Origin of the sequence: Muricoccus nepalensis (assembly GCF_006438825.1) — a bacterium.
Lineage (GTDB): Bacteria > Pseudomonadota > Alphaproteobacteria > Acetobacterales > Acetobacteraceae > Roseomonas > Roseomonas nepalensis.
On record NZ_RCZP01000020.1, the window covers coordinates 31,996 to 56,058 of the forward strand.

22 protein-coding genes and 3 pseudogenes are annotated in these 24,063 nt (G+C 68.3%); 16 read left to right on the forward strand and 9 right to left on the reverse strand.

What is annotated here, in order from left to right:
* The first annotated feature begins 4 nt into the window (after positions 1 to 4).
* Entirely contained in the window at positions 5 to 3,382 is a 3,378-nt protein-coding gene (locus tag EAH89_RS31980; protein ID WP_140885109.1) for a PAS domain S-box protein, read from the forward strand.
* A 7-nt stretch (positions 3,383 to 3,389) separates the two neighbouring features.
* Here the strand turns inward: EAH89_RS31980 and tnpC are convergent.
* The 5 genes and pseudogenes from tnpC to dapA all read right to left on the reverse strand — a co-directional run bounded on the left by tnpC (position 3,390) and on the right by dapA (position 7,725).
* Positions 3,390 to 4,993 (reverse strand): annotated as a pseudogene (gene tnpC, locus EAH89_RS18060) (IS66 family transposase).
* A 13-nt stretch (positions 4,994 to 5,006) separates the two neighbouring features.
* Positions 5,007 to 5,363, reverse strand: a complete 357-nt coding sequence (tnpB, locus tag EAH89_RS18065) for an IS66 family insertion sequence element accessory protein TnpB (RefSeq protein ID WP_140885110.1) — start codon at positions 5,361 to 5,363, stop codon at positions 5,007 to 5,009.
* Positions 5,360 to 5,689, reverse strand: coding sequence for an IS66-like element accessory protein TnpA (tnpA, locus tag EAH89_RS33480; protein WP_140885111.1), 330 nt, complete (start codon positions 5,687 to 5,689; stop codon positions 5,360 to 5,362). Before tnpA ends, tnpB begins: the two co-directional genes overlap by 4 nt.
* Before the next feature lie 508 nt (positions 5,690 to 6,197).
* Positions 6,198 to 6,875: a glutathione S-transferase family protein gene (locus EAH89_RS18075; protein WP_140885112.1), complete on the reverse strand. Its 678-nt coding sequence runs from the start codon at positions 6,873 to 6,875 to the stop codon at positions 6,198 to 6,200.
* Complete coding sequence (gene dapA, locus EAH89_RS18080; RefSeq protein ID WP_140885113.1) at positions 6,802 to 7,725, reverse strand: 4-hydroxy-tetrahydrodipicolinate synthase; 924 nt, start codon at positions 7,723 to 7,725, stop codon at positions 6,802 to 6,804. Before dapA ends, EAH89_RS18075 begins: the two co-directional genes overlap by 74 nt.
* A 441-nt stretch (positions 7,726 to 8,166) precedes the next feature.
* On the opposite strand from dapA, the gene EAH89_RS18085 reads away from it, so the two are divergent.
* Entirely contained in the window at positions 8,167 to 8,733 is a 567-nt protein-coding gene (locus tag EAH89_RS18085) for a hypothetical protein (RefSeq protein ID WP_140885114.1), read from the forward strand.
* A gap of 359 nt (positions 8,734 to 9,092) precedes the next feature.
* Positions 9,093 to 9,752: a recombinase family protein gene (locus tag EAH89_RS18090; RefSeq protein ID WP_140885115.1), complete on the forward strand. Its 660-nt coding sequence runs from the start codon at positions 9,093 to 9,095 to the stop codon at positions 9,750 to 9,752.
* Between the two features lie 30 nt (positions 9,753 to 9,782).
* Here the strand turns inward: EAH89_RS18090 and EAH89_RS18095 are convergent.
* The 4 genes and pseudogenes from EAH89_RS18095 to EAH89_RS18105 form a co-directional block, all read right to left on the reverse strand.
* Positions 9,783 to 11,140 (reverse strand): annotated as a pseudogene (locus EAH89_RS18095) (IS3 family transposase).
* Between the two features lie 17 nt (positions 11,141 to 11,157).
* Complete coding sequence (locus EAH89_RS33135) at positions 11,158 to 11,406, reverse strand: HWE histidine kinase domain-containing protein (protein WP_277753856.1); 249 nt, start codon at positions 11,404 to 11,406, stop codon at positions 11,158 to 11,160.
* Between the two features lie 33 nt (positions 11,407 to 11,439).
* Positions 11,440 to 11,733: pseudogene (locus tag EAH89_RS33140) on the reverse strand (PAS domain-containing protein); the annotation flags it as partial.
* A gap of 15 nt (positions 11,734 to 11,748) precedes the next feature.
* Positions 11,749 to 13,071: an MASE4 domain-containing protein gene (locus tag EAH89_RS18105; protein ID WP_140885117.1), complete on the reverse strand. Its 1,323-nt coding sequence runs from the start codon at positions 13,069 to 13,071 to the stop codon at positions 11,749 to 11,751.
* Positions 13,072 to 13,988: 917 nt separating this feature from the next.
* Between EAH89_RS18105 and EAH89_RS18110 the strand changes: the two genes are divergently transcribed.
* Genes EAH89_RS18110 through EAH89_RS18165 form a run of 13 tightly spaced genes read left to right on the forward strand, consistent with a single transcriptional unit; the run spans position 13,989 to position 24,063 of the window.
* Positions 13,989 to 14,687, forward strand: coding sequence for a transglycosylase SLT domain-containing protein (locus EAH89_RS18110; protein ID WP_140885118.1), 699 nt, complete (start codon positions 13,989 to 13,991; stop codon positions 14,685 to 14,687).
* Entirely contained in the window at positions 14,684 to 14,971 is a 288-nt protein-coding gene (locus EAH89_RS18115) for a hypothetical protein (RefSeq protein ID WP_140885119.1), read from the forward strand. Before EAH89_RS18110 ends, EAH89_RS18115 begins: the two co-directional genes overlap by 4 nt.
* 1 nt (position 14,972) lies before the next feature.
* Positions 14,973 to 15,344 carry a hypothetical protein gene (locus tag EAH89_RS18120; protein ID WP_140885120.1) on the forward strand — a complete coding sequence of 124 codons (372 nt, stop codon included), beginning with the start codon at positions 14,973 to 14,975 and terminating at the stop codon, positions 15,342 to 15,344.
* On the forward strand, positions 15,337 to 17,799 hold the full coding sequence (locus EAH89_RS18125; protein WP_140885121.1) for a VirB4 family type IV secretion/conjugal transfer ATPase: 2,463 nt from the start codon (positions 15,337 to 15,339) through the stop codon (positions 17,797 to 17,799). The genes EAH89_RS18120 and EAH89_RS18125 overlap by 8 nt, the downstream gene beginning before the upstream one ends.
* Entirely contained in the window at positions 17,796 to 17,972 is a 177-nt protein-coding gene (locus EAH89_RS31395) for a hypothetical protein (RefSeq protein ID WP_161993661.1), read from the forward strand. Before EAH89_RS18125 ends, EAH89_RS31395 begins: the two co-directional genes overlap by 4 nt.
* A 12-nt stretch (positions 17,973 to 17,984) precedes the next feature.
* Positions 17,985 to 18,662, forward strand: a complete 678-nt coding sequence (locus tag EAH89_RS18130) for a type IV secretion system protein (protein ID WP_140885122.1) — start codon at positions 17,985 to 17,987, stop codon at positions 18,660 to 18,662.
* Complete coding sequence (locus EAH89_RS18135; RefSeq protein ID WP_140885123.1) at positions 18,662 to 19,021, forward strand: EexN family lipoprotein; 360 nt, start codon at positions 18,662 to 18,664, stop codon at positions 19,019 to 19,021. The genes EAH89_RS18130 and EAH89_RS18135 overlap by 1 nt, the downstream gene beginning before the upstream one ends.
* Before the next feature lie 6 nt (positions 19,022 to 19,027).
* Positions 19,028 to 19,975, forward strand: a complete 948-nt coding sequence (locus tag EAH89_RS18140; protein WP_140885124.1) for a type IV secretion system protein — start codon at positions 19,028 to 19,030, stop codon at positions 19,973 to 19,975.
* Between the two features lie 42 nt (positions 19,976 to 20,017).
* On the forward strand, positions 20,018 to 20,170 hold the full coding sequence (locus tag EAH89_RS18145; RefSeq protein WP_140885125.1) for a type IV secretion system lipoprotein VirB7: 153 nt from the start codon (positions 20,018 to 20,020) through the stop codon (positions 20,168 to 20,170).
* Positions 20,170 to 20,964: a VirB8/TrbF family protein gene (locus EAH89_RS18150; protein ID WP_140885126.1), complete on the forward strand. Its 795-nt coding sequence runs from the start codon at positions 20,170 to 20,172 to the stop codon at positions 20,962 to 20,964. The genes EAH89_RS18145 and EAH89_RS18150 overlap by 1 nt, the downstream gene beginning before the upstream one ends.
* Entirely contained in the window at positions 20,961 to 21,914 is a 954-nt protein-coding gene (locus tag EAH89_RS18155; protein WP_140885127.1) for a TrbG/VirB9 family P-type conjugative transfer protein, read from the forward strand. The genes EAH89_RS18150 and EAH89_RS18155 overlap by 4 nt, the downstream gene beginning before the upstream one ends.
* Complete coding sequence (locus EAH89_RS18160) at positions 21,911 to 23,008, forward strand: TrbI/VirB10 family protein (protein WP_161993662.1); 1,098 nt, start codon at positions 21,911 to 21,913, stop codon at positions 23,006 to 23,008. Before EAH89_RS18155 ends, EAH89_RS18160 begins: the two co-directional genes overlap by 4 nt.
* Entirely contained in the window at positions 23,005 to 24,063 is a 1,059-nt protein-coding gene (locus EAH89_RS18165) for an ATPase, T2SS/T4P/T4SS family (protein ID WP_140885129.1), read from the forward strand. The genes EAH89_RS18160 and EAH89_RS18165 overlap by 4 nt, the downstream gene beginning before the upstream one ends.

Consider the following 24,063-nt stretch of genomic DNA (forward strand, 5'->3'; position numbering starts at 1 on the left):
CTTCGTGACTGGGCAGCACGGCGGCCGAGCCTGGACCGAGACCGAGCGTCTGACGGCGCTGGATCGCTACTCCATCCTCGATACCCCACCTGAGCAGGGGTTCGACGACCTGGCGCGGCTCGCCGCGGAGCTTCTCGGGGCACCCATGGCGGCGGTGAACCTGATCGCGGAGGGTCGGCAATGGTTCAAGGCCGAGGTGGGCCTCGGCGTGCGGGAGATGCCGCTCGATAACTCTATCTGCGCCCGAGTGATGCTGCAGCCTTCCGAACTCGTCATCCCTGACCTGCTGGAGGACTCACGCTTCAACTGCAACCCGTTGGTCACCTCAGGGCCTGGACTGCGGTTCTATGCTGGTGAGTTGTTGCAAACCCCGGACGGCCTACCTTTGGGTACGCTCTGCGTGCTGGACACCAAGCCCCGGCCAGAGGGCCTGACCACTCAGCAGCAATTCATCCTTCAGGCCTTGGCCCGCCAAGTGATGGGGCAGCTGGAACTACGCCGGGCCGTGGCGCGGCAGGCCCGCTCGGAGGCGCTCCAGCGCCGGACGCTCCTCAGCGTGACCGACTTCGCCATTATCAGCACCGATCCGAAGGGAATGGTGCTCGGGTGGAACCCTGGCGCCGCCAAGCTGATGGGCTGGACCGAGGAGGAGATGGTTGGCCAGTCCGCTGACCGGATCTTCACGCCGGAGGACCGGAAGAAGGGCGCGCCGGACGGGGAGCGAAGTCGGGCCCGCTTGTTCGGTCGAGCAATCGACGAACGCTGGCATCTGCGGAGAGATGGCTCCCGCTTCTGGGGCAGCGGCGAGATGATGCAGCTGCGCGACGAGGCCGGTGCGCAAGTCGGCTACGTGAAGGTCATGCGGGACCGCAGCGAGCAGCACTTGGCTGGGGAGAGCCTGGCCGCACTCAACGAGCGCTACAGGCTGGCCTCGCGTGCTACGAACGACGTGATCTGGGATTGGGACCTGCGCGCCAACACCATCCTCTGGAACGAGGCTCTGCAGGACGCCTACGGCTGGAAAATCGGGCAGGTGGATCCGGCCGGGGAGTGGTGGCTCGCCACGATCCATGCCGAGGACCGCGCACGAGTGGACCGCAGCATCCATGCGGTGATCGACGGCACAGGCACGAGCTGGACAAACGAGTACCGCTTTCAGCGGGCGGACGGCGGCTATGCCGACGTGCTTGACCGCGGCTACGTCATCCGGGACAGCTATGGCCGGGCCGTGCGCATGATCGGAGCCATGCTCGACCTGACCGAGCGCAAGCGGGCCGAGGCGCGGCGGGCGGCGCTGGTCACCCTGTCGGACCGCATTCATGACCTCGATAATCCCCAGGACATCGCCTACGCCGCCGCCCAGGTGATCGGGGAGGTCTTGGCAGTCAGCCGCGTGGGTTATTCCACCGTCGACCCTATTGCGGAAACGATGCTGACTGAGCGGGACTGGACGGCGCCCGGCGTCTCCAGCATCGCCGGGAGCCTGCGGCTAAGAGACTTCGGCCAGGTCATCGACGCGCTCAGACGCGGCGAGTTCATGGTCGTCGCCGACGCGGCCCTGGATCCCCGGACCGCAGAGAGCAACGAAGCCTTCATTGCCCACCATGCCCGATCCATCGTCAACGTGCCGATCCTGGAACACGGCGAACTGGTTGCGGTGTTCTTCATCAACGATGCCGGGGTTCGCCATTGGAGTGCGGAGGACTTGGCGCTTATTCGTGAGGCCGCCCAGCGCACCCGGACGGCGGTAGAGCGCGCCCGGGGCGACGCAGCTCTCCGCGAGAGCTCCCTGCGGCTGGAGGCGAGTGCCCGAGAGCTTCAGGAGATGAACGACACCCTTGAGGCCAAGGTGGAGGAGCGCACGGCGGAGCGCGACCTGATGTGGACGACCTCACCTGACCTCCTGGTCGTGGTTGACTTTCAAGGCGTGTTCCGGCGGGTCAACCCGACATGGACGACACTGCTGGGCTACACCCCCGAAGAGCTGGTTGGGCACCACGTCAACGAGTTCGTCCTCCCCGATGACCACCCCGGGACCACGGATGCCTATGAGTTGGCCGCACGAGGCGGGCAACCCCGGATCGAGAACCGCTACCGGCACAAGGACGGCTCCTTCCGCTGGATTTCCTGGGTCGCGGCGCCAGCACACGACATGACCTACGCCACAGGGCGCGACATCACGGCCGAGAAGGAACGCGAGGCCGAACTCGCCAAAGCGCAGGAGGCGCTTCGGCGGTCCCAGAAGATGGAGGCGGTGGGTCAGCTGACGGGCGGCCTCGCCCACGACTTCAACAATCTCCTGACCGGCGTGACTGGCAGCCTGGAGTTGCTGCAGACCCGCATCGCCCAGGGGCGGATCAAGGATGTGGATCGGTACGTCAATGCCGCCCAGGGCGCGGCCAAGCGTGCTGCGGCGTTGACGCACCGGCTTCTCGCCTTCTCCCGCCGCCAGACACTCGATCCCAAGCCCACCGACGTGAACCGGCTAGTGAACGGCATGGAGGACCTGATCCGGAGGACGGTAGGGCCCGAGATCACGGTGGAGCCGCTGGTGGGTGCCGCCGGGCTCTGGCCCACCCTGGTTGACCCCGGCCAGCTGGAGAACGCCCTGCTAAACCTCTGCATCAATGCCCGTGACGCCATGCCGGACGGGGGCAAGATCACCATCGAGACCGGGAACCGCTGGATGGACGCACGTGCGGCGCGCGAGCGGGACCTGTCGCCGGGTCAGTACATCTCGCTTTGTGTGTCTGACACCGGCACCGGCATGACATCCGACGTGATTGCCAAGGCATTCGATCCGTTCTTCACGACCAAGCCGATCGGACAGGGAACCGGGTTGGGTCTCTCCATGGTGTATGGCTTCGCCCGCCAGTCAGGCGGGCAGGTACGCATCTACTCGGAGCTCCATCAGGGCACGATGGTGTGCATCTATCTGCCCCGCTACCTCGGCCAAGCGGAAGAGGTGGACACCACACCGGACCTGGCCGATGCGCCACGGGCGGAACGGGGCGAGACGGTGCTGGTCGTCGACGACGAGCCGACGGTGCGGATGCTGGTGACCGAGGTGTTGGAGGATCTCGGCTATGCGGCTATCGAGGCAGCGGATGGGGCATCCGGGCTCCAGGTGCTTCAGTCAGATGTCCGGATCGACCTCCTGGTCACCGATGTTGGACTGCCCGGCGGCATGAACGGGCGGCAGGTCGCGGATGCGGCACGCGTAGCCCGGCCTGGGCTGAAGGTGCTGTTCATCACCGGCTACGCCGAGAACGCGGTGCTCAGCCATGGCCACCTCGACCCCGGCATGCACGTGCTGACCAAGCCGTTTACGATGGAGGCCCTCGCCAGCCGCATTCGCGAGCTGATTGCCAGTTCAGAGTAAGCGCGGCCTACGGACCCTTGCGGCCTTCGCTTGACGCGGTGCCGGTTTCGTCGGCGGCCCAGCGCCAGGGCATGAGTTCGTCGATACGGCTGTTGGCCAGCCGTTGACGAGGCGCGTGAGCACGTCGGTAAGGTAGCGCTGCGGATCGACGCCGTTGAGCTTGCAGGTTTCAACCAGCGAGGCCATGGCCGCCCACCTGGCCCCGCCATCGTCGCCGGAGGCGAACAGCGCATTCTTTCGGCTGAGGCAGAGCGGGCGGATGGCGCGCTCCACGGTGTTCGTGTCGAGCTCGATCGTGCCGTTATCGAGGAACCGCACCAGGCCCTCGTGATGGTTCAGCGCATAGCGGATGGCCTCCGCGGTCGGGCTGCTGCCGGGCAGGCGCGCGAGCTGCGCCGTCAGTCAGGCGAACAGGTCCTCGACGAGGGGTTGGCTCCTCGCCTGTCGGGCGGCGTGGCGGATGTCGGGCGGCTTGCCGCGCACCTCTGCCTCGATCGCGTAGAGGGCGGCGATCCTCTGCAGCGTCTCGGCGGCGATTGGCGCTGTCTGGCCCTTCGCCAGCTCGATGAACCCCCGGCGGACATGCGACCAGCAGAATGCCAGCGTAATGCCCTCGCTTGCCGCGGCGAGCGCCTTGTAGGCGCCGTAGCCGTCGCACTGCAGGATCCCGCGATAGCCGGCCAGCAGGTCCTTGGCGTGCTCGGCACCACGGCCGGGCGCGTAGTGGAACACCACGGCCGGCGGGTCCGCCCCGCCCCAGGGCCGGTCGTCGCGCGCGATCGCCCAGGCGTAACCCTTCTTCGTCTTGCCGCGGCCGGGGTCCAGGACCGGCATGGTGGTCTCGTCGGCGAACAGCCGCGCCGAGGCCAGCAGGATCTCCCGCATGCGGCGCACCACGGGGACGATCTCCATTGCGCCCGTGCCGGCCCAGTCAGCCAGCACCTCCCGGCCGATCGCGATCCCCTGCCGCGCCAGGATCTGCGACTGCCGATACAGCGGCAGGTGGTCGGCGTAGCGGGAGACGAGGACGTGGGCGACGGTCGCCTCGGTCGGTACACCGCCCTCGATCAGGCGGGCCGGCGCGGGCTCCTGCAGCACCACGCCGGGGCAGGTCCGGCAGGCCAGCTTCGGGCGCCTGGTCACGAGCACCCGGAACTGTGCGGGGATCACGTCCAGCCGCTCGGCGGTGTCGGTGCCGATCTCCACCAGCGGGCCCTGGCAGCAGGGGCAGGACGTCACCTCGGGCGCCAGCACCTGCTCGACCCGCGGCAGATGCGCCGGCAGCCGGCCCCGGCCGGCCCGGCAGCGCCTGGCCTGGTTGTCGCGGAGCGTCGGGGACGCCTTGCCCGCCTCGGCCGCGTTGCCGGCCAGCGTCGCCTCGATCTCCTCGAACGCGAACAGCAGCTGGTCCTCCGGGAGCCGCTCCGACCTTGTCCCGAACTGCCGGCGCCGCAGCTTCAGCAGCAGGTGCTGGAGGCGCTCATTCTGGCTCGCCAGCAGGTCACGTTCGGCGATCAGGGTGTCGACCAATGCCCGCGTCTCGAGTAGCAGCGCCCGCAGCGCCGCAGGGTCCTCCGGCAGTGTCGGCGTGTCGTCTCCCGCGGCGCGCATCGTGCCGCGGAGTTTATGCGGGCGCACTCGGCGTGGGAATCTCCCGCACCGCCTGAACGCGTCGCCAGTCGATCCCGTCGAACAGCGCGGCGAACTCCACTGGCGTCAGACGCACCATGCCGTCCACCACCGCCGGCCAGCGAAACGCGCCGCCCTCCAACTGCTTCCAGATCAGGACCAGGCCGCTGCCATCCCAGAGGAGGATCTTGATCCGGTCGGCGCGCCGCGAGCGGAACACCAGCACCGCCCCCGAGAAAGGATCGGCACCAAGCACCTCGGCAGCCAGCGCCGCCAGGCTGTGCGCGCCCTTGCGGAAGTCCACAGGCTTTGTCGCCAGCAGGATCCGCGCGCCAGCTGGTGGCGCGATCATGCCACGGATGCCCGAAGCGCCCGCAACACCCTCGTCAGCAGCTCGCCGTCCGTACCAGGCGCTACGCGCAGTACCGCACCGGCGAGCCTCACCTCGATCGACGGCGGCGTACCTGCTGCTGGCGAAGCCGCCGCCTCGGGCACGACAGGCGCGGGCTCCGAGACAATCGGCACGAACTCCAGCGGTACGACCCCAGCACGCCGCATCTCCCGCCGCCACGTGAACACCTGCTGTGAACTGACCTGCCAGCGCCGCGCTACGTCAGCCACCACTGTGCCGGGCTGCAGCGTCTCCTCGACAATCCGGCCTTGTCGTCGTCCGACCACTTCCGTCGACGACCAGGTCCCGTCAGAACCTCTACCCGCCGATACCCGCCGTCCTTCGTGTCATCGCTAATGTCGACCATAATGCCGGCTCGAAGCCCCATGCCCCATGCCGAACCAGCACATTCACCGCCCGCGCCGGAACATGGGCCTCGTGGCCGCGCTTACAGTTCAGAGGTACCGACGATCTGACTGCGCTTTGTGCGACTGTCTACGTAACAGGCGCGTATGAAATGTTCGCTTTCGGGACAGCGCCTGCTGCAATTCTATAGCCGACATGGGCGCACAGCAGCAGTCGTAGCGCTGCGCGTCTATGTCTGCTGTCCACCCTCCCCGGCGCTAGCCCCGGCCTGGAAAGCTGCCGCGGCAGGCGACCCAAACCGGCCCCTCGTGCCCAACCATGCAACCGGTCAAGTTTGGCCAGGAGGCGACCGGCCGCTCTTCCGCGCGACGTGCGGAAAAGTAGCCATCGAGCAAAGGCCCAGGCCGGGCGGCCCTCAGCCCTTCGTCGTCAGTCCGATACCGGCGTGGCAAGCATGGAGGGGCGTTGCCGGAACGCCTCGTACCATGACGTAAGGCGCGGCCGTCCCCGACGGAAGTCGTCGCCAATGGTGCGGAACTCGATCCAGCCGAGTGCCGTTCCCAGCGCGATCTGGCCGATCTCGACAGGGCTGTCAGGGGGCACCGAGTCCCGCTCGAGCGAGTCATAGGTCTGACTGAGCTTGCGAAGGTGGGCTCGTTCCCAGTCTGGCCATTGCAGTCCAGGCGGTCGATTTCGCTCGCGACGGACTGCGACTGCCGCGTCGCACAGGCCGTCCGCAAGGGCATGCATCCGCAGGGAGCGCCACCGCTCCTCCCCAGCCTGCTGGAAGAGCTTCGAGCCGGCAACCAGGCTGTCGAGGTACTCGCAGATGACGGCAGAGTCGAAGAGGTCCGGGCCGTCCTCCCGCAGCAGGACCGGCACTTTCCCAAGAGGATTGGCCAAGTTGACCTCGGATCTGGACCGGAGGGGGCTGGTCTCGACCGAGACGACCTCCAGCTCGTCCTGCAACCCAAGCTCATGCGCGCAGACCATTGTCTTGCGGGCGTAGGGGAGGACGCGAGGTACAGGAGTCTCACGGGCGCGATCCTTCCGGAGCCAGGATCCAGAACCGCTCCATCTGCTGATCGATTTGGGCGGCCAGCCCATCGCTCACGGGGAGCATCGGCAGCCGCACCTCCGGGGTGTCGATCAGCCCGGCGCGCCAGAGCCAATACTTGATCGGCGCGGGACTTGGCTCGGTGAACAGGAGCCGCGGCAGTTCGCAGATACTGTGCCAGGCGGCCAGTGCCCCGGGAGCGTCACCGTCGCGGAACAGGTGGCGCACGGTGGCGAAAGCGCGAGCCCCGACATGTGCGGAGGCGGTGATCCCGCCGTCCGCACCCCCGGCGAGCATGGTGTGGAACAGGGCGTCCTCCCCGGTCAGCACGGAAAAGCCGGGTGGCTTGCGGCGGAGCAGGTCGAGAGACTGCGCCATGTCGGCCGAGCAATCCTTCACGCCAACGATGTTCGGCAGTGCGGCAAGCTCCAGCATGGCCGCGTTGCCGAGGTTCACGCCGGTTCGATAGGGGATGTTGTAGATCATGATTGGCCGGGCCGTAGCGTCAGCTAGGGTGGAGAAGTGGCGGATCATCCCCTCCTGCGAGGGCCGCGTGTAGTAGGGACAGGCGATCAGATAGCCGTCCAGCGGCCACGCCGCGCTGTGCCCCAGGGCCTTCGCGAGCTTGCGTGTGTCGCTTCCGGAGAGGCCCAGGAAGAGAGGCAGGCGCCGCCCGGCCGCGGTCAGTTCCTTTGCGGTGATGGCGACGAGGTGCTCGACCTCCTCTTCGTCCAGGGTCAAGCCCTCACCTGTTGTGGCTGCAAGGATCAAGCCGTCAATCGGCTCGCAGGCGTAGTGCCGCACCAGCCTGCGCAGCGAGGACTCGTCCAGCATGCCGTCGCGGAACGGCGTGATGAGCGGCAGCCAGAGGCCGTTCGGTATCGAGGGGTTCGTTTCCATGATGTCCGCCTCCTGTGCCGGAGACGGGACCTGAAGGTGACCCCGTCCAACCGGCGGGGTTCAACCTGATCCTGTTGCGCTACGACTTACCGAGCGCGACGAACCGGGGTGCCCCTTGCGAGGCACTTCTTCGACGTCGCGGGCTTGGCATAGCGGTGGATCACACCGTGATCGTTCCAGCGTCGGGAGAAGTCGTCAAGGTGCTGCCATGCGGTCAGCAAGACTGCATGCAGGAGACTGTGGTACTCCCCGCCATTGCCTGGCTGTTCTGACCTTCTTGCTGGCTAGGCTTTGAGGGCCATGGCCGCTTTGGGGTGAGTGGCCTTGCCTTCCGAACAGCCGAGTTAGGCGCCAAGCCCTCCTTGAAGAGCGGTGCGCCGATGTCTGGTTTCCATCGGAACTAGAGTTCGGCCTTGAACTTGTGGACCGCCATAGGACGACGTGATCCTGTCCCCCTCTATGGGGAACCGTGTGTGCCTGGAGCTTCGCGGCTCCAATCTGCCTATCCTGGTCGAAGAGGACGAAAAGGATGTTGCTTGGCTAACGAGCAACAACGGCTTGCCGCTGTTCTGGATCGCGTTGCTACGGGAGAAGGACCTGAGTGGTCCTTGGGAGGAAGGAATTCGCGCTGCCTTCGCGGACCCGGAGAAGTTCCTTGTGGAACCGCTCCGCCTGGATTGGCGGGAGGCGCGCGCGAACCTTGCCTCAGCTCGGAGCCGGGCTGAGGCCCGCCTGCCTGAATTATTCCCGCTGCTGCAGGCGTGGGAAGCCGGGCTGCTGACGCTGGCTGATCGGGGCCCCGCACAGGAATTGCGCCTGGATCTCGCGGAGTACGCGAACTTTCACGAGAATGCGGATGCCTTCCTCGAGGAGCTGCGTCGCGGCGTGCACCTTTGGCATGGCGGCAGCCGGTTTGGCGTTCCAACCGTAACCAACATCGGACGCGATCTGATAGGGTTCAACGGACTGACTGACGAATCCTTCCCGGCAACGCTTCCCGCATGGTAGCCGGGTCGGCCCGTTCCAGGATCGCCTGGGGCTACCGTTGGGCGCACTGGACCGGTGCACGCCCTTGAGAGAGCCGCCAAATGGGGCATGGTCCTGCTCTTTGCGGCAATCGTTCTCAGCGCAGCGCTGGTGGGCGCCAAGGTGTTTGGACCGGCCGGGACGTCGATCGGGGGCGGGCTCGGCCTGGTCGTAGCGTGCATCGTGGTCTGGAGATGGGTCAAGCGGGTCTCGCACCGGTGATGGGCAACGCAGCTTCACGCGTGCTCACTAAAGGCCATGTAAAACAGATGGTTGTTTGGCAGTCCAAACCGTCTTTTCAGATTGCGAAATCGGAGCGCCAGGGGCAGGATCGAGGCCTTATGACCGCCTCCCCCGCCTCCGCCAGCCCGCGCTTCGTGGCCTACTACCGCGTCTCAACCGACAAGCAGGGCCGCTCCGGCCTCGGCCTCGACGCTCAGCGTGAAGCAGTCGCCCGACACGCCGCAGGCTGCGGTGGGGCCGTCCTCGCGGCTTTCGAGGAAGTGGAGAGCGGCCGGCGGGGTGACCGCCCCCAGCTTGCCCTCGCCATGGCCAAATGCCGCCTTCGGCGCTGCGTGCTGCTGATTGCCAAGCTCGACCGCCTGGCCCGCGACGCCCACTTCCTGCTCGGCCTCGAAAAAGCGGGCGTCGAGTTCGTCGCCGCCGATATGCCCTACGCCAACCGCCTCACGATCGGCGTCATGGCCCTGGTCGCCGAGGAGGAGGCGCGCGCTACCTCGGCGCGGACGAAGGCGGCGCTCGCGGCGGCGAAGACGAGGGGGATCCGGCTCGGCAACCCGCAACTCCGGCCCGGCGACAGCGAGACAGCAGCCGGCGCGCGTGACGCATGGTCCTCGGCCGCAGGGCGGCGCGCGGAAGAGGTTATGCCCTACCTTGATGCGGCCCGCCGCGCCGGCGCCTCGACACTCCAGCAGCTGGCGGACGCGCTCACCGCACTGTCCGTCGTCGAATGCTTTGGGACAGAGAGGGTGCTGGCTTAGTGGAGGCTCCGGCGCATCTGGTTGTTGACGTTAGGCGGCTTGACGTTGGTGCAGCAAGCGCCGCTGCTGGATGGTCTGGCGCTTGATGCGTTCCCGCTCGAGCAGGATGGTCTGCCCTCGGCCGAGATAGACGTCGGCCGGGGTGAGGTTCTGCAGGCTCTCGTGGTAGCGCTGGTGATTGTAGTGCTCGACGAAGGCCTCGATCTGCGCCTCAAGGTGGCCGGGCAGGAGGTAGTGCTCGAGCAGGATCCGGTTCTTCAGCGTCTGATGCCAGCGCTCGATCTTGCCCCCGGTCTGCGGGTGGCAGGGAGCGCCGCGGACGTGCTCCATGCGCTTCTCGTCGAGCCACTTGGCCAGGTCATCTGCGATGTAGCAGGGGCCGTTGTCGGAGAGCAGTCGCGGCCGGTGCAGGACCTTTGCCTAGTCGCAGCCGGAGGCAGCGAGTGCTGCCTCCAGTGTTTCGGTGACGTCGGCGGCCGCCATGGTGGTGCAGAGCTTCCAGGCGATAATGTACCGGGAGAAGTCGTCGAGCACGGTGGAGAGATAGAACCAGCCCCAGCCGGTCACCTTCAGGTAGGTGAAGTCCGTCTGCCAGAGCTGGTTCGGTGCCGTGGTCTTGGTGTGGAACTCCTCGGCTGCCTTGACCACGATGAAGGCCGGGCTGGTGATCAGGTCATGCGCCTTGAGCAGGCGATAGACGGAAGCTTCCGAGACAAAGTAGCGCTCCTGATCGGTGAACCGCACCGCGAGCTCACGCGGGGACAGCTCGGGCGCCTCCAGCGCCAAGTCCACAATCCGGGATCGCACCGCGTCGGGGATGCGGTTCCAGACCCGGTCCGGTCGGGATGGCTTGTCCCCCAGCGCCTCAGGACCGCCGTCCCGGTACAAGTCATACCAGCGGTAGAAGGTCGCCCGTGGGATCCCGAGCCGCTCCAGGGTGCGCCGGACCGGCAGGTGTGATCCCTCGACCAGGCGGATGATCTCGAGCTTCTCGGCGGCGGGGTACCTCATTCGCGGCCGTCCTCATCCGCGATCAAACTTTTTTTGAGTAGCCGCAGCTCGAGCGCCTGCTCCGCCACCACCTCCTTGAGGCTGCGCGCCTCCTGGCGCAGTTCCTTGACCTCGTCGGTGGTGGCCGCCCGGGCCGTGTCCCCGGCCAGGCGGCGCTTGCCCGCCTCCAGGAACTCCTTGGACCACGTGTAGTAGAGGCTCTCCGCGATGCCCTCGCGGCGGCATAGGGCCGCGATGCTCTCCTCCCCCCGCAAACCCTCCAGCACGATCCGGATCTTGTCCTCAGCCGAGTAGTGCTTGCGGGTCGCACGGCGGATGTCGCGCACCACCCGATCGGCGGGCGCCTTCGCGTTCGGTGTCGCTGGCTTCTGGCTCATGGCTCGTTCCCTGGCGGTTACGATGAGCCGGAAACCCTCCTTTCCTCAACCATCCCCGCCTGTCTCATGAGCCCTGACGGCGGACACGCAAGGATGGCGCGCAGCCCCGCACCGATCCAGTTGTCGTGGGCGAGAAGGGTGTGGGCGCGAGCGAGCGCGGCGACGCGGCCCTCCGCGGCCTCCCGGTAGGCACGGATGTCGGGCGCGCGCGTCAGGCGCAGGATGGACTGCACCACGGCGAGGACGTTCTTCGCGCGGTGGTCCACCTCGCGCGCGAGGAGGGTCTGTCGCTCCTCCGCGACGCGGCGATCGTGGACATCAGTGTTCATTCCGACCCACCCGCGCAGCCTACCATCGGCACCGCTGAGCGGTACGGCGCGCACGAGGGTCCAGCGATGAGCGCCGTAGGCAGCGTGGAAGAGGCGGTACTCCACCTCGTAGGACTCTCCTACCGCCGTGGAGCGATGCCACGCCCCGACGGTATGGTCCCGGTCGTCAGGGTATACCGCGTCAAGCCATCCCAAGCCGAGCCATTCCGCTGTCTCCTGGCCCGTATAGGCGCGCCACGAGGGGCTGTCCTCGACGATGCGGCCCGCCGCGTCCGTCGTCTAGAAGACCTGCGCCGAAGCCTTGACGAGTGCGAGGAGCCGCCCCTCGCTCTCTCGCATCCGCTCGACCGCGTCGTGCTCGGCGGTCCTGTCGCGAAAGACCTTCACGTAGCCAGTGCCGTCCGCGAGCGGCATGACGAGGCCCGAGCCCCAAAAACAGCTTCCGTCGCGCCGGAGATGCCACCGCTCGTTCTCGGCGCGCCCCTCGTCCCGCGCACTCTGCATCTCCGCCTCCGGCGCGCCCGCGGCGCGGTCCTCTGGCGTAAAGAAGATCGCGCCGGGCCGGCCGAGCGCCTGGGCCTCCGTGTGGCCCATCATCGCCTCGGCTCCTACGTTCCAGCCGGTGATGATCCCGTCCGCGTCGAGGGTGACGATCGCGATGCCCCGCGCGCTCTCGACCATGAGGCGGTAGCGCGCCTCGCTCCTGTCGAGCGCGATGCGAACCGCGTCCCTCTCACCCGCGAGCGCGCGGGCGAGGCGGCCGTGGAGGGCGGCGGTCGCCAGCAGGAGCGACACCAGGACGGTACAGGAGGCGAGCAGTCCGTAGAGGCGCCCGACATAGAAGCCCGCCTGGAAACGGCCGGAGTTGAGGACGGCGCTGAGTAGGATCTCGACGGCCCAGGCGCCCATCGTCACCGCGAGCCAGAGGTCAAGGGCGCGACGAAGGCGGGTACGGACGATGAGGGCGGCGAGGGCGGCAAGGCTGAGGACAAGCGGCAGGGCAAGGGCGGGCTGCGTTACACCGAGGATATAGCGGTTGCCCTCCAGCAGCGCTGGCAAGCCGTCGTGCCCAAGGGTGGCGAGCGCGACCGTGCCGCCGGCGAAGGTCACCGCCGCGAGCACCATCCCCTGGACCGTCGTTGGAGTGCGCCCCGACAGCGCGACGCCCCCTGCGTCGCGCCGCAGCGCATGGACGATAACGACCACCGGCAGCGCCACATGCCAGGCCAGCCAAAGCCAGACGGTGCTTTGCGGACCGCCGATCAGGCTTCCCGCTCCGAAGAGGCCCGGGAAACTCAGCGTGTGCGCGACGACGAGGAAGGCGGTGTAGAGATAGGCGCCCCCGAGGAGGCCGAGGGACGGCCGTCGCGCTTCTCGAAAGGCCGCGAGCAGGAGAGCGGCGGTGACGAGGTCGTTCACTGCGACTGCGGCCTGGTAGGCGGGGATGAAGGCGGGCGCTGCCCCCCACTGCTGTCCCGCCATCGGCGCGACGACCGCGAGGACGAAAGCTGAGAGCAGCACCACGGCGAGCGCTACCCGCCGGTCCCACCGGCCAGCAGGGGCAAGGTCCAATCCGGTCGCGTGGTTGGCTGTTTTAGTCATGTTACCAACACAGTGCCCTGCGACCGGCCCGGCCACCAGAGATCGTCTTTATCACTGAGCCACCGAGGGTGGGGCGTACTTGGCGCGTCAGATCAGCGGCTCGGAAGCGGGGTTGATGTGGGTCCGCTTCGGGTCGGGGCGGAGCTGGCCTCCTTGGCTGGGGCTACCGCCGAGTTGGGTGGACAGCGGACACAGCTCACGCAACGACGGCCGCTTAACGCCCATGTGGGTCATCCGTAGGTGAGGTTCTGCTCTCCCCGGAGCAGACCGAGCGCCCTATGGGGGGCAAGCCTACTCCAGCGTCTCCCCAGCTGACGAAAATTACAATTAGTGCAAACGTGCATTTCGTAACTTCCGTCAGAACATGCGTTCCACTAGCCTGCACTCGCCTCCCGGGTAGCGGAGGTCGGCAGACGCCGAAAACGTGTGGAAGGCGGAACCAAGACGATGCGCGAGGGGGGTCTATGGGGAGCGCTGCAATCGAAGTGCTGCCCGAGCCGCTTCCAACAGCGGGATTCGTTCCCTACGGTGCGACCACTACTGAGGTGGTGGGTGAGTCGTTGCTACGGGATAGAGGTACCTCGCTGGCCGACATGGCCGGGCATATCGCAGCCGGCGGGCACCTTGTGCGCGTGGTGGTTGTCGAACTCGCTGCTACCGGGGATTACGTGCCGCACATTCGGTGTTCCTGGCAGCCCGAGCTCGGGTATCGCCCCATTGCCATGCGGCGCCATGAGGGCTCGCGCTCTTGGTCAGACTTCCGGGCGCTCCGTCGCGCCCTCGTCGGCCTCGGCTATACCGGCCCGGTCGTCGTCTACCCTGAGGGCCACCCGCGCCTCGCGTGCCTGGGGATCGGCACGCCGGACTAACCACATCGGCGGACTGCCCCGGCCCGTCTCCAGCGTCAGTGTGCTCGCATGAGCGGGGCACTGACTGTCGCCGCCTTCCTCGCACTGGCGCCGGCTTGCGGGGTCGCGACCAGCGAGGCGCCCCTGCTGGCCGCGGTCGTCGCCGCCGAGAGCAGCTTTCATCCTTATGCGGTGAACGTGAACGAGGCGGGCCGCTCCATCTTGTCCCGGCGCTTCGGCTCCGCGCAGGAGGCGACGGCCTATGTTGAGGCGCTGAGCGCCCAGGGCATCACGAACATCGACATGGGCGCCATGCAGTTGAACCTGCGGGCTGGGCACCTCCGGCGGCGCGGCCTGCCGCTCGCCGCTGCTTTCGACCCGTGCACCGCGGCCCGCGTGGGCATCGAGGTTCTGGCCGATTGCTACGACCGAGCTCCGGCGCAATTGGCCGAACAGGACCGGCTGGACGCTGCCCTCCACTGCTACAACTCGGGCCGCTTTGTGCCGAACGGCTATGCCGCCCGGGTCCGGGTTCAATTCGAGCGCCGCGTGGTGCCCGCTCTCCGTGCCCGTGACGGCGCCGAGGTACCTGCGCCGGCGCCTTCCCCTCGCTCATCCGCCGCCATCGCCACGCGAGCCGCCTGCTCGCTGCCGGATTGGGACGTGTGGGCGCGCTGCCCGGCGCCAGTCGCTCCGGTCTCACCGCAGGCCCGGGATGACGGGCCTGTCCTCCTGCGTGGTCGTATCGCCATGGGAACCCCCGAATGAAGTATCTCCCCCTCGTCCGGCGGCATCTGCCGCTCGCGGTGCTGACCCTCGTCGGCTTCGCAGCCCTCCCCGACCTGGCGCTGGCGCAGGGTGCGGACCCGTTCACCACGGGAACCACCTGGTTCATCAGCGGGCCGGCGCGCGGCATCGCCATGCTCGCCGTCGCCGCTATCGCCGTGGCGCTGTTCTTCCTGCGCTTCTCGCTAATGTTCATCGGCTGCGTGCTGGCCGGCGGCCTGCTGCTGGCGAACATCACCACCATCATCGGCTTCCTGGGGTTCTGAGATGCAGGCGGCTGAGGAGGTCGACCTGACCCGCGGCATCATCCCGCTCGGCCCGACGCGCCCGGCGATGGTGCCCCGGATCGGCTTGCCCTTCCTGGCCGCCGTGCCCCTCTGCTTCGTGGGGGTGCAGATCGCCATGGCCCTCACGGGGCTCCAGGGCATCGCTGCCGGCCTAATCGTCATGGCCTGCATCGGCCTGCCGCTGCGCCTCTGGGTCTCCTACGACTGGTACGCGGTCAACGTGCTCATGACCTTCATCCAGACGGCGTGCCGCTCGCTGGACAGCCACACCTACGGCGGCAGCACGGTCAGCCACTTCCCTCTGCACCCGAAGAACCGTCGCGGCCTCATCCGGGGCATCGGCCATGTATGACGCTCGTGCCGTCGCCCTCAGCGAACGGGAGGGCACGCGCTACGTCAGGCACTTCGGGCACATCGCCTCCAATGTGGTGCTCACGCAGGACGGCACGGTGGTGGCCGTGGTCGAGGCCCAAGGCTTCCCCTTCGACATGGCAGGCAATGCTGCGCAGAACGCCCAGCACGCCCTGCGCTCCGAGTTAATCCGCAACATCGCGGACGATGACGTCGTGCTGTGCGAGCACATGGTGCAGCACGACACGGTGCCGGCCTTCGCTGGCCCTGGCCCGGCCGCTCATCGCACCTTCTACGGGGCGGCTCTGACCCGCGATTATCAGGGCAAGTGCCTGGGCGGGCTGCGCTCAACCTCCTGGTTCATCACCATTGCCGTCCGGCCACGGGCGGGGATCGGAGGCTGGCGGGAGAAGATCGGCCTGCCGCCCAGGGATGCGGACCATGCCCGCGCCCGGGCTGCTGGCCCGGCGCTCGAGCGCCGCGTCTCCATCCTGAACGACAAGGTCCGCGCCGTGATGCGGGCGCTGCACGCCTTCGGCCCTCGTCGCCTGGGCGAGCGCGTCGCCGGTGGCATCGTGTTCTCCGAGATCGCGGAGGCGCACCGGATGGTGCTCTACGGGCGCTGGAGCCCGGTGCCCGTGACGGAGCCCGGCGATCTCGGCGCCGCCATCTACACGGATCGGATCGTGACGGGCCGCGGTGGCTTCCGGGTTGATCTCCCTGGCGTGCCTGACGAGGCGAAGCCGCACGGCATGATGCTCGGCTTCCGGATCTACCCCGCGCGGTACCAAGTCGGGATGTTTGACGAGCTGCTGGGCCTGCCCTGCCGGGTGGTGCTGACGAACTCCTTCATCTTCACGGGGCGGGCCAAAGCAGGGGACCGCCTGGCGCAGAAGGCCCGGCACATGGACAACGCGGGCGATACCGCGGTCTCCACCCGCCTGGAGCTCGAGGAGGCTATGGACGCCGTCTCCCGCGGTGCCCACGTCACCGGCTCGCACCTCTGGAGCGTGGCAATCCACGTGGACCGCTATGTCGATCTGGCCGATGCGGTGGCCACCACCCGCGCCGCGCTGACCAATGCCGGCGCCGTCCTCACGGCCGAGGACATCGGGTGCGAGGCGGCCTTCTGGGCGCAAATCCCCGGCTCGCCAGACTACCTGCGTGCCCGCGCTGGCGACATCCCCTCCGTGGCCTTCGCCGCCATGTCCTCGGGCCATGCCCATCCGAAGGGCGACGTGAAGCACCATTGGGGCTCGCCCATCTACCGTTCCCGAACGGTTGCCAGCACCGCCTATGACGTGCCCTGGCACCTCCGGGACGTGGGGCACCGGTTGCGCGTCGGGCCCACGGGCTCGGGCAAGACGCTGGACATGGCCATGGAGGCGGTCTTCCTGGATCCCTTCGTGGGCGGCCGGGGCGGCACGCAGCTCTTCTTCGACAAGGACGCCGGAAACGAAATCATGGTCCGCGCCATGGGCGGGCCTGTCGCCAAGATCCGCCGGGGCGAGGACAGCGGCGCGGTTCCGCTCAAGCGCCTGGAGAACACCGAGGCCAACCGGGCGTGGCTGCACGAGTTCATTTCGGGCCTGATCATGGCCGACGGCCGGGGCGCCCTGGAGCCATCCAACACCCGGCGCCTGACCAAGGGCATCGGCTTCGTCATGCGCCAGCCGCCCGCGCTGCGCACGATCGCCGGAGTGCGCCAGTTCCTGGACCACGAGAACGCCGTGGGCGATGGCGCTCGCCTCGACGCCTGGTGCCGCGGCGGCGCGCTCGGCTGGGCCTTTGACGGGGAGGAGGACTTGCTGGACCTCGACGCCCCTTTCGCCAGCGTCGACCCCACGGCGGTCATGTCGGATCCGAACGTCATGCCGCCGATGGCGGCTTACATGCTGTACCTCACGGGCCTCCTCTCCGGCACGCGCCGGGTGATCGTCCATGCTGACGAGGCGCGGTCCTACCTGCCGCCGGCGCGCATGGTCGGGGACCAGCTCGAGATGCGGTTTGCCAAGGGGTTTGAGGACTTCCTGCTGACGGGCCGCAAGCTTGATCTGTCCTTCGACGCTGCCGTGCAGCAGCCGGAGCACATCCTGGAGCACCCGATCGGGCCGGCGGTGATCGCTCAGACCAAAACCAAGGTGCTCTACCCGAACCCGGACGCGGAATGGGCCTTCTATCGGCGCCTCGGGGCCACCCCGCGCATCCACCGCGCCGTGTCGCGAGACATGATGGTCGGCGCCAAGTCGAAGATCCTCATGCGCGAGAACTACGCGGTGCGCCTAGTGTCGGACCTGTCCGCCCTGCCCCACCACATCGCCACGCTGTCCGCCCGCGCTGGCCGCAGGGGCACGCTCTGGCTGATGGCGGACTGCATCGGCAACCACGGCAAGGACCCGGCCGTCTGGCTGCCAGTGTTCTGGCGCCGCCTTGATGAGATTGGAGGCGGTGAATGAGGTGCGCCCTACTGGCCGCCCTGGCGGCCCTTACCCTCGCTGCCTGCCAGGACGGCCGCGACTACGGCCAGCCTGGCGTTGAGCGCCGTGGCTATGGCTTCCCGGGTGGCGGCTACCAGCAGCCCTACACCCCGGCCGGCCGCTACGGCGGCGGCCATCCCGCCTATCGCTGAGGATCTGGGCCCATGAAAAAGACGGCCGCCACCGCCCTCCTCGCCTTCTCGCTGCTGATGCCGCCGCAGAGCGGCCACACGGCGGGCGTTCCCGTGATCGACGTGTCCAACCTGGCGCAAGCGATCGCGACCGTGGAGCAGCTCCGGCAGGAGTTCGCCATGCTGGAGCGGACCTACAACTCCATTGCCCACACGACTTCCATCCAGGGCCTCTCCAGCGCGATCGGCGGGTTGAGCCGGTACACCCAGCCTCGGGCCGGTGTCGCCATGAACGGCGCTCGCGGCCAGGGTTCCTGGGGCTCGGCCGAGGCCCAGATGCAGGCGGATCGCCTCTACGCCTCTCCCGCGCAGGATGACTGGCAGCGGGAGATGGAGCGGCGCGAAAGGTCCACGGCGCACATCAAGGCCATGGTCGAGCAGAACATTGCCGACATCGAGGAGCAGATTGACGCGCTCGATGCCATGAAGGCGGAACTCGAGGCCCAGCCGGACGGCACCGCCGTTCAGGCCCATGTCGGCGGCATCCAGCTCGCGGCCAACAAGCTCCAGGCGCAGCAGACCCAGCTCTTGCAGGCGCAGACCCTGCTGGCGGCCGAGGAACGCGTCACGGCCCAGCGCGCGGAGCAGATGCGCCGCCGGGATCTCGATCAGCAGATCAACCGCACCGCTGGTGCTCTGGGAGGCTGGTGATGCTCAACCCGTTCAAGGACTTCATCATCACCGGTCTGGTGGTCACCGGCGTCGTGCTGGCTGTCCAGACCTGCGCGCCGGCCGCGCGCTCGGCTGAGTACGACGTGGCCTGGTTCTCCGCGAACCCGGCGGCGCGCCGTGAGATGCTCCAGCGTTGCCACAATGACGTGGGGCTCGGCCGCCGGGCTATCTGCGGGAACGCGGAGCGGGCCGAGACCAAGGCCTATCAGGAGCGCCTGGGCCGGCCCTCAAGCACGGATGGCATGTTTGAGAGCCCTATCGTGCGCGACGGACTGCGGCGCGCCTGCATGGAGCCCGCTGGCCGGCGCTTGGCCGGCAGCCAGTGCAGCCGGCTCTGACCGCCCATGTACGAGCAATATAGCACCTTCTCGGATGGCCTGATTGTCGGGGCGATGGACCGCGCCATTTCGGCGGGCGCCGCGGCCTCCCTGACCTACTTGCGGCCCGCCATGATGGTGCTTGTTGCTCTGGCCGCCGTCCTCCTCTGGACGATGCGGCTCAACGTCTGGTGGGTCGTCCGGCGCGTCTTCATCGCGCTCGTGGTCCTCACGGTGCTTCAGGTCGCTAACTACAACACGTACTTCCGGGAGCCCTTCTGGAACACGATCCCCACCCTGGTTGCGTCCGGCATCCAAGGCGGTGGCGTGACCACCACCGCGGCGCAGCGGTTCGACAAGGTGGAGGAGGCTACGGCGAATGTCGTGGCGCAGGCGCAGCGCCGTCTCTCGATGCCCTGGCACATGGGCGAAGCCACCAGCATCTCCATTGCCCGCGCGCTCATGTCTGTCTTCACGGGCTTCTGCTTCGTGCTCTGGTTGGTGGCGCGCATCGCCACCGCCCTGCTGCTGGCCGCCGGTCCATTCCTGATGATCGCTGCCATCTTCGACTGGAGCCGCCACCTGGTGCAGGCGTGGTTCGGCAAGCTGGTGTCGCTCGCCATCTGGTCGCTGATGAGCACCATCCTGACGGAAGTGGTTCTCGCGGGGACCATCCTTTGGGTTCAGCAGACCGCCGCCAGCGCGGGCGCCGGGATTGAGGAAGCCGTCAACGGCCTCTTCCGGATCGTCGCCTGGGACTTCGTGAACTGCTGCGTGATGCTGGGCCTGCCTTTCTACTCCGCCATAGGCGGCAGCGCCGGCGCTGGAACCACCGTCGCGGCGGGAATGCTCAGCGCGGGCGGGCGTCTGGCTGCGACTGGCGTTGCAGCAGGCGCCAAGGCCTACGCCAAGGGCGTCGCCAGCGGCATCCGCAGCGCCAACGCTGCCACCGCTCACCATCCCCCACAAGGCTGACAGCCTCCCCCAACCCTGTTGGCTCCTAGGAGCACGTCCCCCATGCCGCTCACCTTTCCCCGCCTCGCAGTGATCGCGCTGCTGGGGCTGTTGGGCGCCTGCGCTTCCGGCCAGGACGCCCCCGTGGCCTGCAAGGGCGAGCCCTTTGCCCTCAACGCCGGGCTCTGGACCCCCACCGCCGAGGATTTGCGCTGATGGACGGCATGACCCCGGCTGGGCTTCCGTCAGACGAGGAGGAGGCCCGTGCCGTCTTCACGCCGGACAAGGCGGTGTCCCTGCTGCCGCCGGAGGAGCGCCGCGCCGCCTATGCGCGGAACCTCGCGCGGCAGGAGGAGGCGCTGGGCCAGGAGAAGTCCGCCCGGCGCACCCTGCGGCTCGCCATCGGTGTCGTGGGCTTCGTGGCGGTGGCGGAGGCCGCGGCGCTGGTCGCGCTGCTGCCGCTCAAGGAGATCCGCCCGGTGTTCGTCCACATCGAGCAGGACGGCACTTACACCACCTCGATCCGGCGGGATGAGCTGCCGACCTCGGCGCGGGACAACACCATCGCCTCCACGCTCTGGCTCTACGTGCGAGCCCGGGAAGGCTTCATGGCCCCGGCGTTCGGGGACGATAGCAACATCGTCTCCATCCTGTCCGACAAGGCGACGTGGAGCGCATACGAGGCGGGCGTGGACCCGAAGAACCCGGAAAGCCCCGGCCGCCGGTACGGCACGCGCACCATCGTTCGGCTGCGGCATGTGAGCGAGGTTCTGACGTGCTCGCGCGCCAGCCGGGACGAAACCTGCGTCGGCCGCGTGCCGGACTATTACGAGGTCCGGTATCGCGTGATCACCCAGACCGAGGGGCAGCCGCCACGCGAGAAGGCCGCCGTGTCGCAGATCTGGTTCCGCCAGGCCGCCGCCGTCCCGGCCCGCCAACAGGTCACCTACAACCCCATGGGCCTTCAGGTGACGGCCTATCGGGCGATGGAAGAAGGAGCCACGCCATGATCCGCGCTGCCCTGCTCGCTACCGCGGCGCTGGCCGCCCTCTCCGCCTCGGCCCTGGCCCAGACGCCACCCGAGCCCTGCGACGGCGCCGGCGATCCACGGGTGCGCTGCGCCGTCGCCAGCCCAAACCGGGTAATCGTCCTCTACGTCCAGCGCGGCGCCGCCCTGACGATCGAGTTGCCGGCGAATGAGCGTGTGGTCGCCATCCCCACCTCGGACAACAGCACCATGCGGCTGGGGGAGCCTCGCCGCCGGGTGGTGGCCTCGATCGGCGCCGATGACAGTGACCCCGGCACCACGGACGGCAACCTGTCGGTGGCCCGACGCGGTAACGTGGCCATCATCAAGCCGGACGGCGACCTAGTGCCGCAGCCGCTCTTCCTCATGTCGGAGGTGGACGGGAAGGCGCAGCCTCCGTATCGCTTCGAGCTCCGCCCGGCACCAGCTGGCACGGATGCCTTCTTCAGCGTCCGCCTCCGCAACGTGGCGGCCGAGACCGTCACCCGGCAAGCAGCGTGGCAGGAGCGGCGCGCGGAGCGGGATCGGCGGGCGGCCGAGACCCGTCTGCGGCAGGTCCAGGCGGCGCCATGCGCCTCAACCCCTGGTGCCAACTTCCGCTGGGTGGGGCGCGGTGCGGACGCGGCCTCGCGCGGCTTGGCTCCGGCGGAGATCTGCGACAACGGCCGACAGACCTTCATGCGCTTCCCAGGCGTGATGAAGGCCTCCAGCATCTTCACCGTCCTGCCGGACGGACGCGAGGCGCTGGTCAACAGCACCCCCGGCGAGGACGGCTGGGTGGTGGTGCACGACTACACGCCCCGCATCATTCTCCGTGCCGGAGAAGCCATGCTTTGCCTGATCAACCGCGGGTATAACGGGGTTGGGCAGGCCACCGGCACGCGCACCATCTCGCCGGACGTGGTGCTGGCGCCTCGGGGCAGCGCGTCGTGAGCGGCGCGCAGTCCCCTCCCTCACTGCCGACGCCGTCCGTCAGTGGCGGCACGCCCCCGCTGTCGCCCGTCAAGAAGGTGGCCATCGTCCTCGGCGGCTTGGTGATGTTCATCTTCCTGTTTTGGATGGGCAGCGGCACGCGCGAGAAGGAACAGACGGTTCCGGCGGGCGGCGGTGGCAGCGGTCCGGCCGGTGTTGAGCGCCGCATCGCCCTGCCCCCGGTCGAGGTCGCGCAGCCCGTCTCGATGCCGAACGCTGCCCTTCCCCTCCGGGACGAGGAGCCGCGTGAGCGGGTGCGCCAAGCTCCTCCGCGCCAGCGTCCCCGCCCTTCCGGCATTATGGCCTTTGAGGAGCGGGAGGAAGCCCGCGCCGCCACCGCCACCGCCACCGCCACCGCTGCCGCTGCCGCTGCTCGCGACGATGACGAGGACCCGGAAGATGGGATGGCCGCCCGCCTGCGCGCCACGCGCACTCCGGCGGCCCGTGCCCGGCGGCTCAAGAACCCGGACCTGATGATCGCCCTGGGCGACGTCATTCCCTGCACGAGGGACACGGCCATCAACACCCAGCTCGGCGGCTTCGTGCGCTGCACCGTCTCACAGGACGTTCTCAGCGCCTCGGGCAACACCACCCTCCTTCCCCGGCGCACGGTCCTGACCGGCGAGATCAAGGGGCAGATGCAGCAGGGCCAGAACCGCGCCTTTATCCTTTGGTCGCGGGCGCGCACCCCGGACGGGGTGGTGGTGGATCTGGCCAGCCCCGGCACCGATGCCCTGGGGCGGAACGGAACCGCCGTCGAGGTAAACACCAACTTCTGGGCCCGCTTCGGCGGCGCGATCATGCTGTCCTTCGTGGACGCTGGCTTGCAGGCCGCCGCTCTGGCCGCCTCCAACGCCACGCAGCCCGATGGCGGCGGCACGCGCATCAACTTCAACCAGCTGCAGGGCAGCGGGCGCAGCGCCGCCACCCGTGCGCTGGATGCCACCGTGAACATTCCTCCGTTCGGCACCTCACCCCAGGGGACAGCCGAGATGGTCTTCGTGGCAAGGGACCTGGATTTCAGCGGCGTGTACGAGCTGAGGAGCGCCCGATGAACGCCTATGTCCATCCGGCGAAGCCGCTGCTCGATCACGCCATGCAGCCCATGAGGGCGATGTTCACGGACCCGACTACGCAGGAGGTCGCGCTGAACAGGCCAGGCGAGGTCTGGTGGCGCCGGAGTCGGGGCTGGGACCGCAGCGAGATGCCAGACCTGGACTTCGAGGCGCTGGAGGCCATCGCCATGCTGGCGGGGGCCATGCGCTCCCAGGACGTGACCTGGCAGAAGCCGCTGCTCTCCACGGAGATGCCCGGTCCGGGCGGGGAGCTGCTGCGCCTCCAGGTGTGCATGCCCCCGGTGGTGCCCGGCGGCACGATCAGCCTGACGTGGCGGCGGCCCGGGAGCGACGTCGACCCCTTGGACGATCTGCCGCAGAACTACGATGTCCGCGCCTGGAACCAGTGGGGCAAGGACAAGGCGGTGAAGCGCGGCTTCGCGGAGCGCCTGCTGGTGCTGTACGACGCGGGCGATGCTGTGGGCTTCCTGCGGGAAGCCATGCGGGTCCGGATGAACATCTGGCTCTGCGCCGCCACCGGAGGCGGCAAGACGCACCTCTTTAAGTCCCTCATGGGCGCGGTGTCGAAGGACAAGCGCGTGGTGACTGTCGAGGACAGCCTGGAGCTGCAGTTGCCGCAGGAGAACGTGGTGCGGCTGCTCTACCAGCATGGGGGGAGCGGTGCGACGGCGGAGGACTTGATCGTGGCCGCGCTCCGGATGCGGCCCGACCTGGTGCCGGTGCAGGAGATCCGCACGGGCGAGGCAGCCTGGGTCTACTTCAACGCGGTGAACACCGGGCATCCCGGCTCCCCTACCACCATCCACGGCAACACGCCTGCCATGGCGTTCCGACGGGCCTTCACCCTGTGCAAGACGACCCCCGGCGGCGGGCTGATCGGTGACGAGACCCTGGGCAACATGATCGGGGATGCGGTGGACATTATCATCCCCCTACGCAATGACGACGGTGGCTTCTCCATCCGGGAAGTCTGGTTCAAGGACGCGGCCCTCCGCGACGGCAAGACGCCCCTCTCCCTGCTGACGGACGCCTGA

What these genes read in the sequence shown, in the direction of transcription:
- tnpB (WP_140885110.1), bottom strand. Translation starts at nt 5,363, where the DNA reads ATGATCGCGCCACCAGCTGGCGCGCGGATCCTGCTGGCGACAAAGCCT.
- EAH89_RS18075 (WP_140885112.1), bottom strand. Translation starts at nt 6,875, where the DNA reads ATGGGCTGGCCGCCCAAATCGATCAGCAGATGGAGCGGTTCTGGATCC.
- dapA (WP_140885113.1), bottom strand. Translation starts at nt 7,725, where the DNA reads ATGGAAACGAACCCCTCGATACCGAACGGCCTCTGGCTGCCGCTCATC.
- EAH89_RS18090 (WP_140885115.1), top strand. Translation starts at nt 9,093, where the DNA reads ATGACCGCCTCCCCCGCCTCCGCCAGCCCGCGCTTCGTGGCCTACTAC.
- EAH89_RS18105 (WP_140885117.1), bottom strand. Translation starts at nt 13,071, where the DNA reads ATGACTAAAACAGCCAACCACGCGACCGGATTGGACCTTGCCCCTGCT.
- EAH89_RS18110 (WP_140885118.1), top strand. Translation starts at nt 13,989, where the DNA reads ATGAGCGGGGCACTGACTGTCGCCGCCTTCCTCGCACTGGCGCCGGCT.
- EAH89_RS18115 (WP_140885119.1), top strand. Translation starts at nt 14,684, where the DNA reads ATGAAGTATCTCCCCCTCGTCCGGCGGCATCTGCCGCTCGCGGTGCTG.
- EAH89_RS18120 (WP_140885120.1), top strand. Translation starts at nt 14,973, where the DNA reads ATGCAGGCGGCTGAGGAGGTCGACCTGACCCGCGGCATCATCCCGCTC.
- EAH89_RS18125 (WP_140885121.1), top strand. Translation starts at nt 15,337, where the DNA reads ATGTATGACGCTCGTGCCGTCGCCCTCAGCGAACGGGAGGGCACGCGC.
- EAH89_RS31395 (WP_161993661.1), top strand. Translation starts at nt 17,796, where the DNA reads ATGAGGTGCGCCCTACTGGCCGCCCTGGCGGCCCTTACCCTCGCTGCC.
- EAH89_RS18130 (WP_140885122.1), top strand. Translation starts at nt 17,985, where the DNA reads ATGAAAAAGACGGCCGCCACCGCCCTCCTCGCCTTCTCGCTGCTGATG.
- EAH89_RS18135 (WP_140885123.1), top strand. Translation starts at nt 18,662, where the DNA reads ATGCTCAACCCGTTCAAGGACTTCATCATCACCGGTCTGGTGGTCACC.
- EAH89_RS18140 (WP_140885124.1), top strand. Translation starts at nt 19,028, where the DNA reads ATGTACGAGCAATATAGCACCTTCTCGGATGGCCTGATTGTCGGGGCG.
- EAH89_RS18145 (WP_140885125.1), top strand. Translation starts at nt 20,018, where the DNA reads ATGCCGCTCACCTTTCCCCGCCTCGCAGTGATCGCGCTGCTGGGGCTG.
- EAH89_RS18150 (WP_140885126.1), top strand. Translation starts at nt 20,170, where the DNA reads ATGGACGGCATGACCCCGGCTGGGCTTCCGTCAGACGAGGAGGAGGCC.
- EAH89_RS18155 (WP_140885127.1), top strand. Translation starts at nt 20,961, where the DNA reads ATGATCCGCGCTGCCCTGCTCGCTACCGCGGCGCTGGCCGCCCTCTCC.
- EAH89_RS18165 (WP_140885129.1), top strand. Translation starts at nt 23,005, where the DNA reads ATGAACGCCTATGTCCATCCGGCGAAGCCGCTGCTCGATCACGCCATG.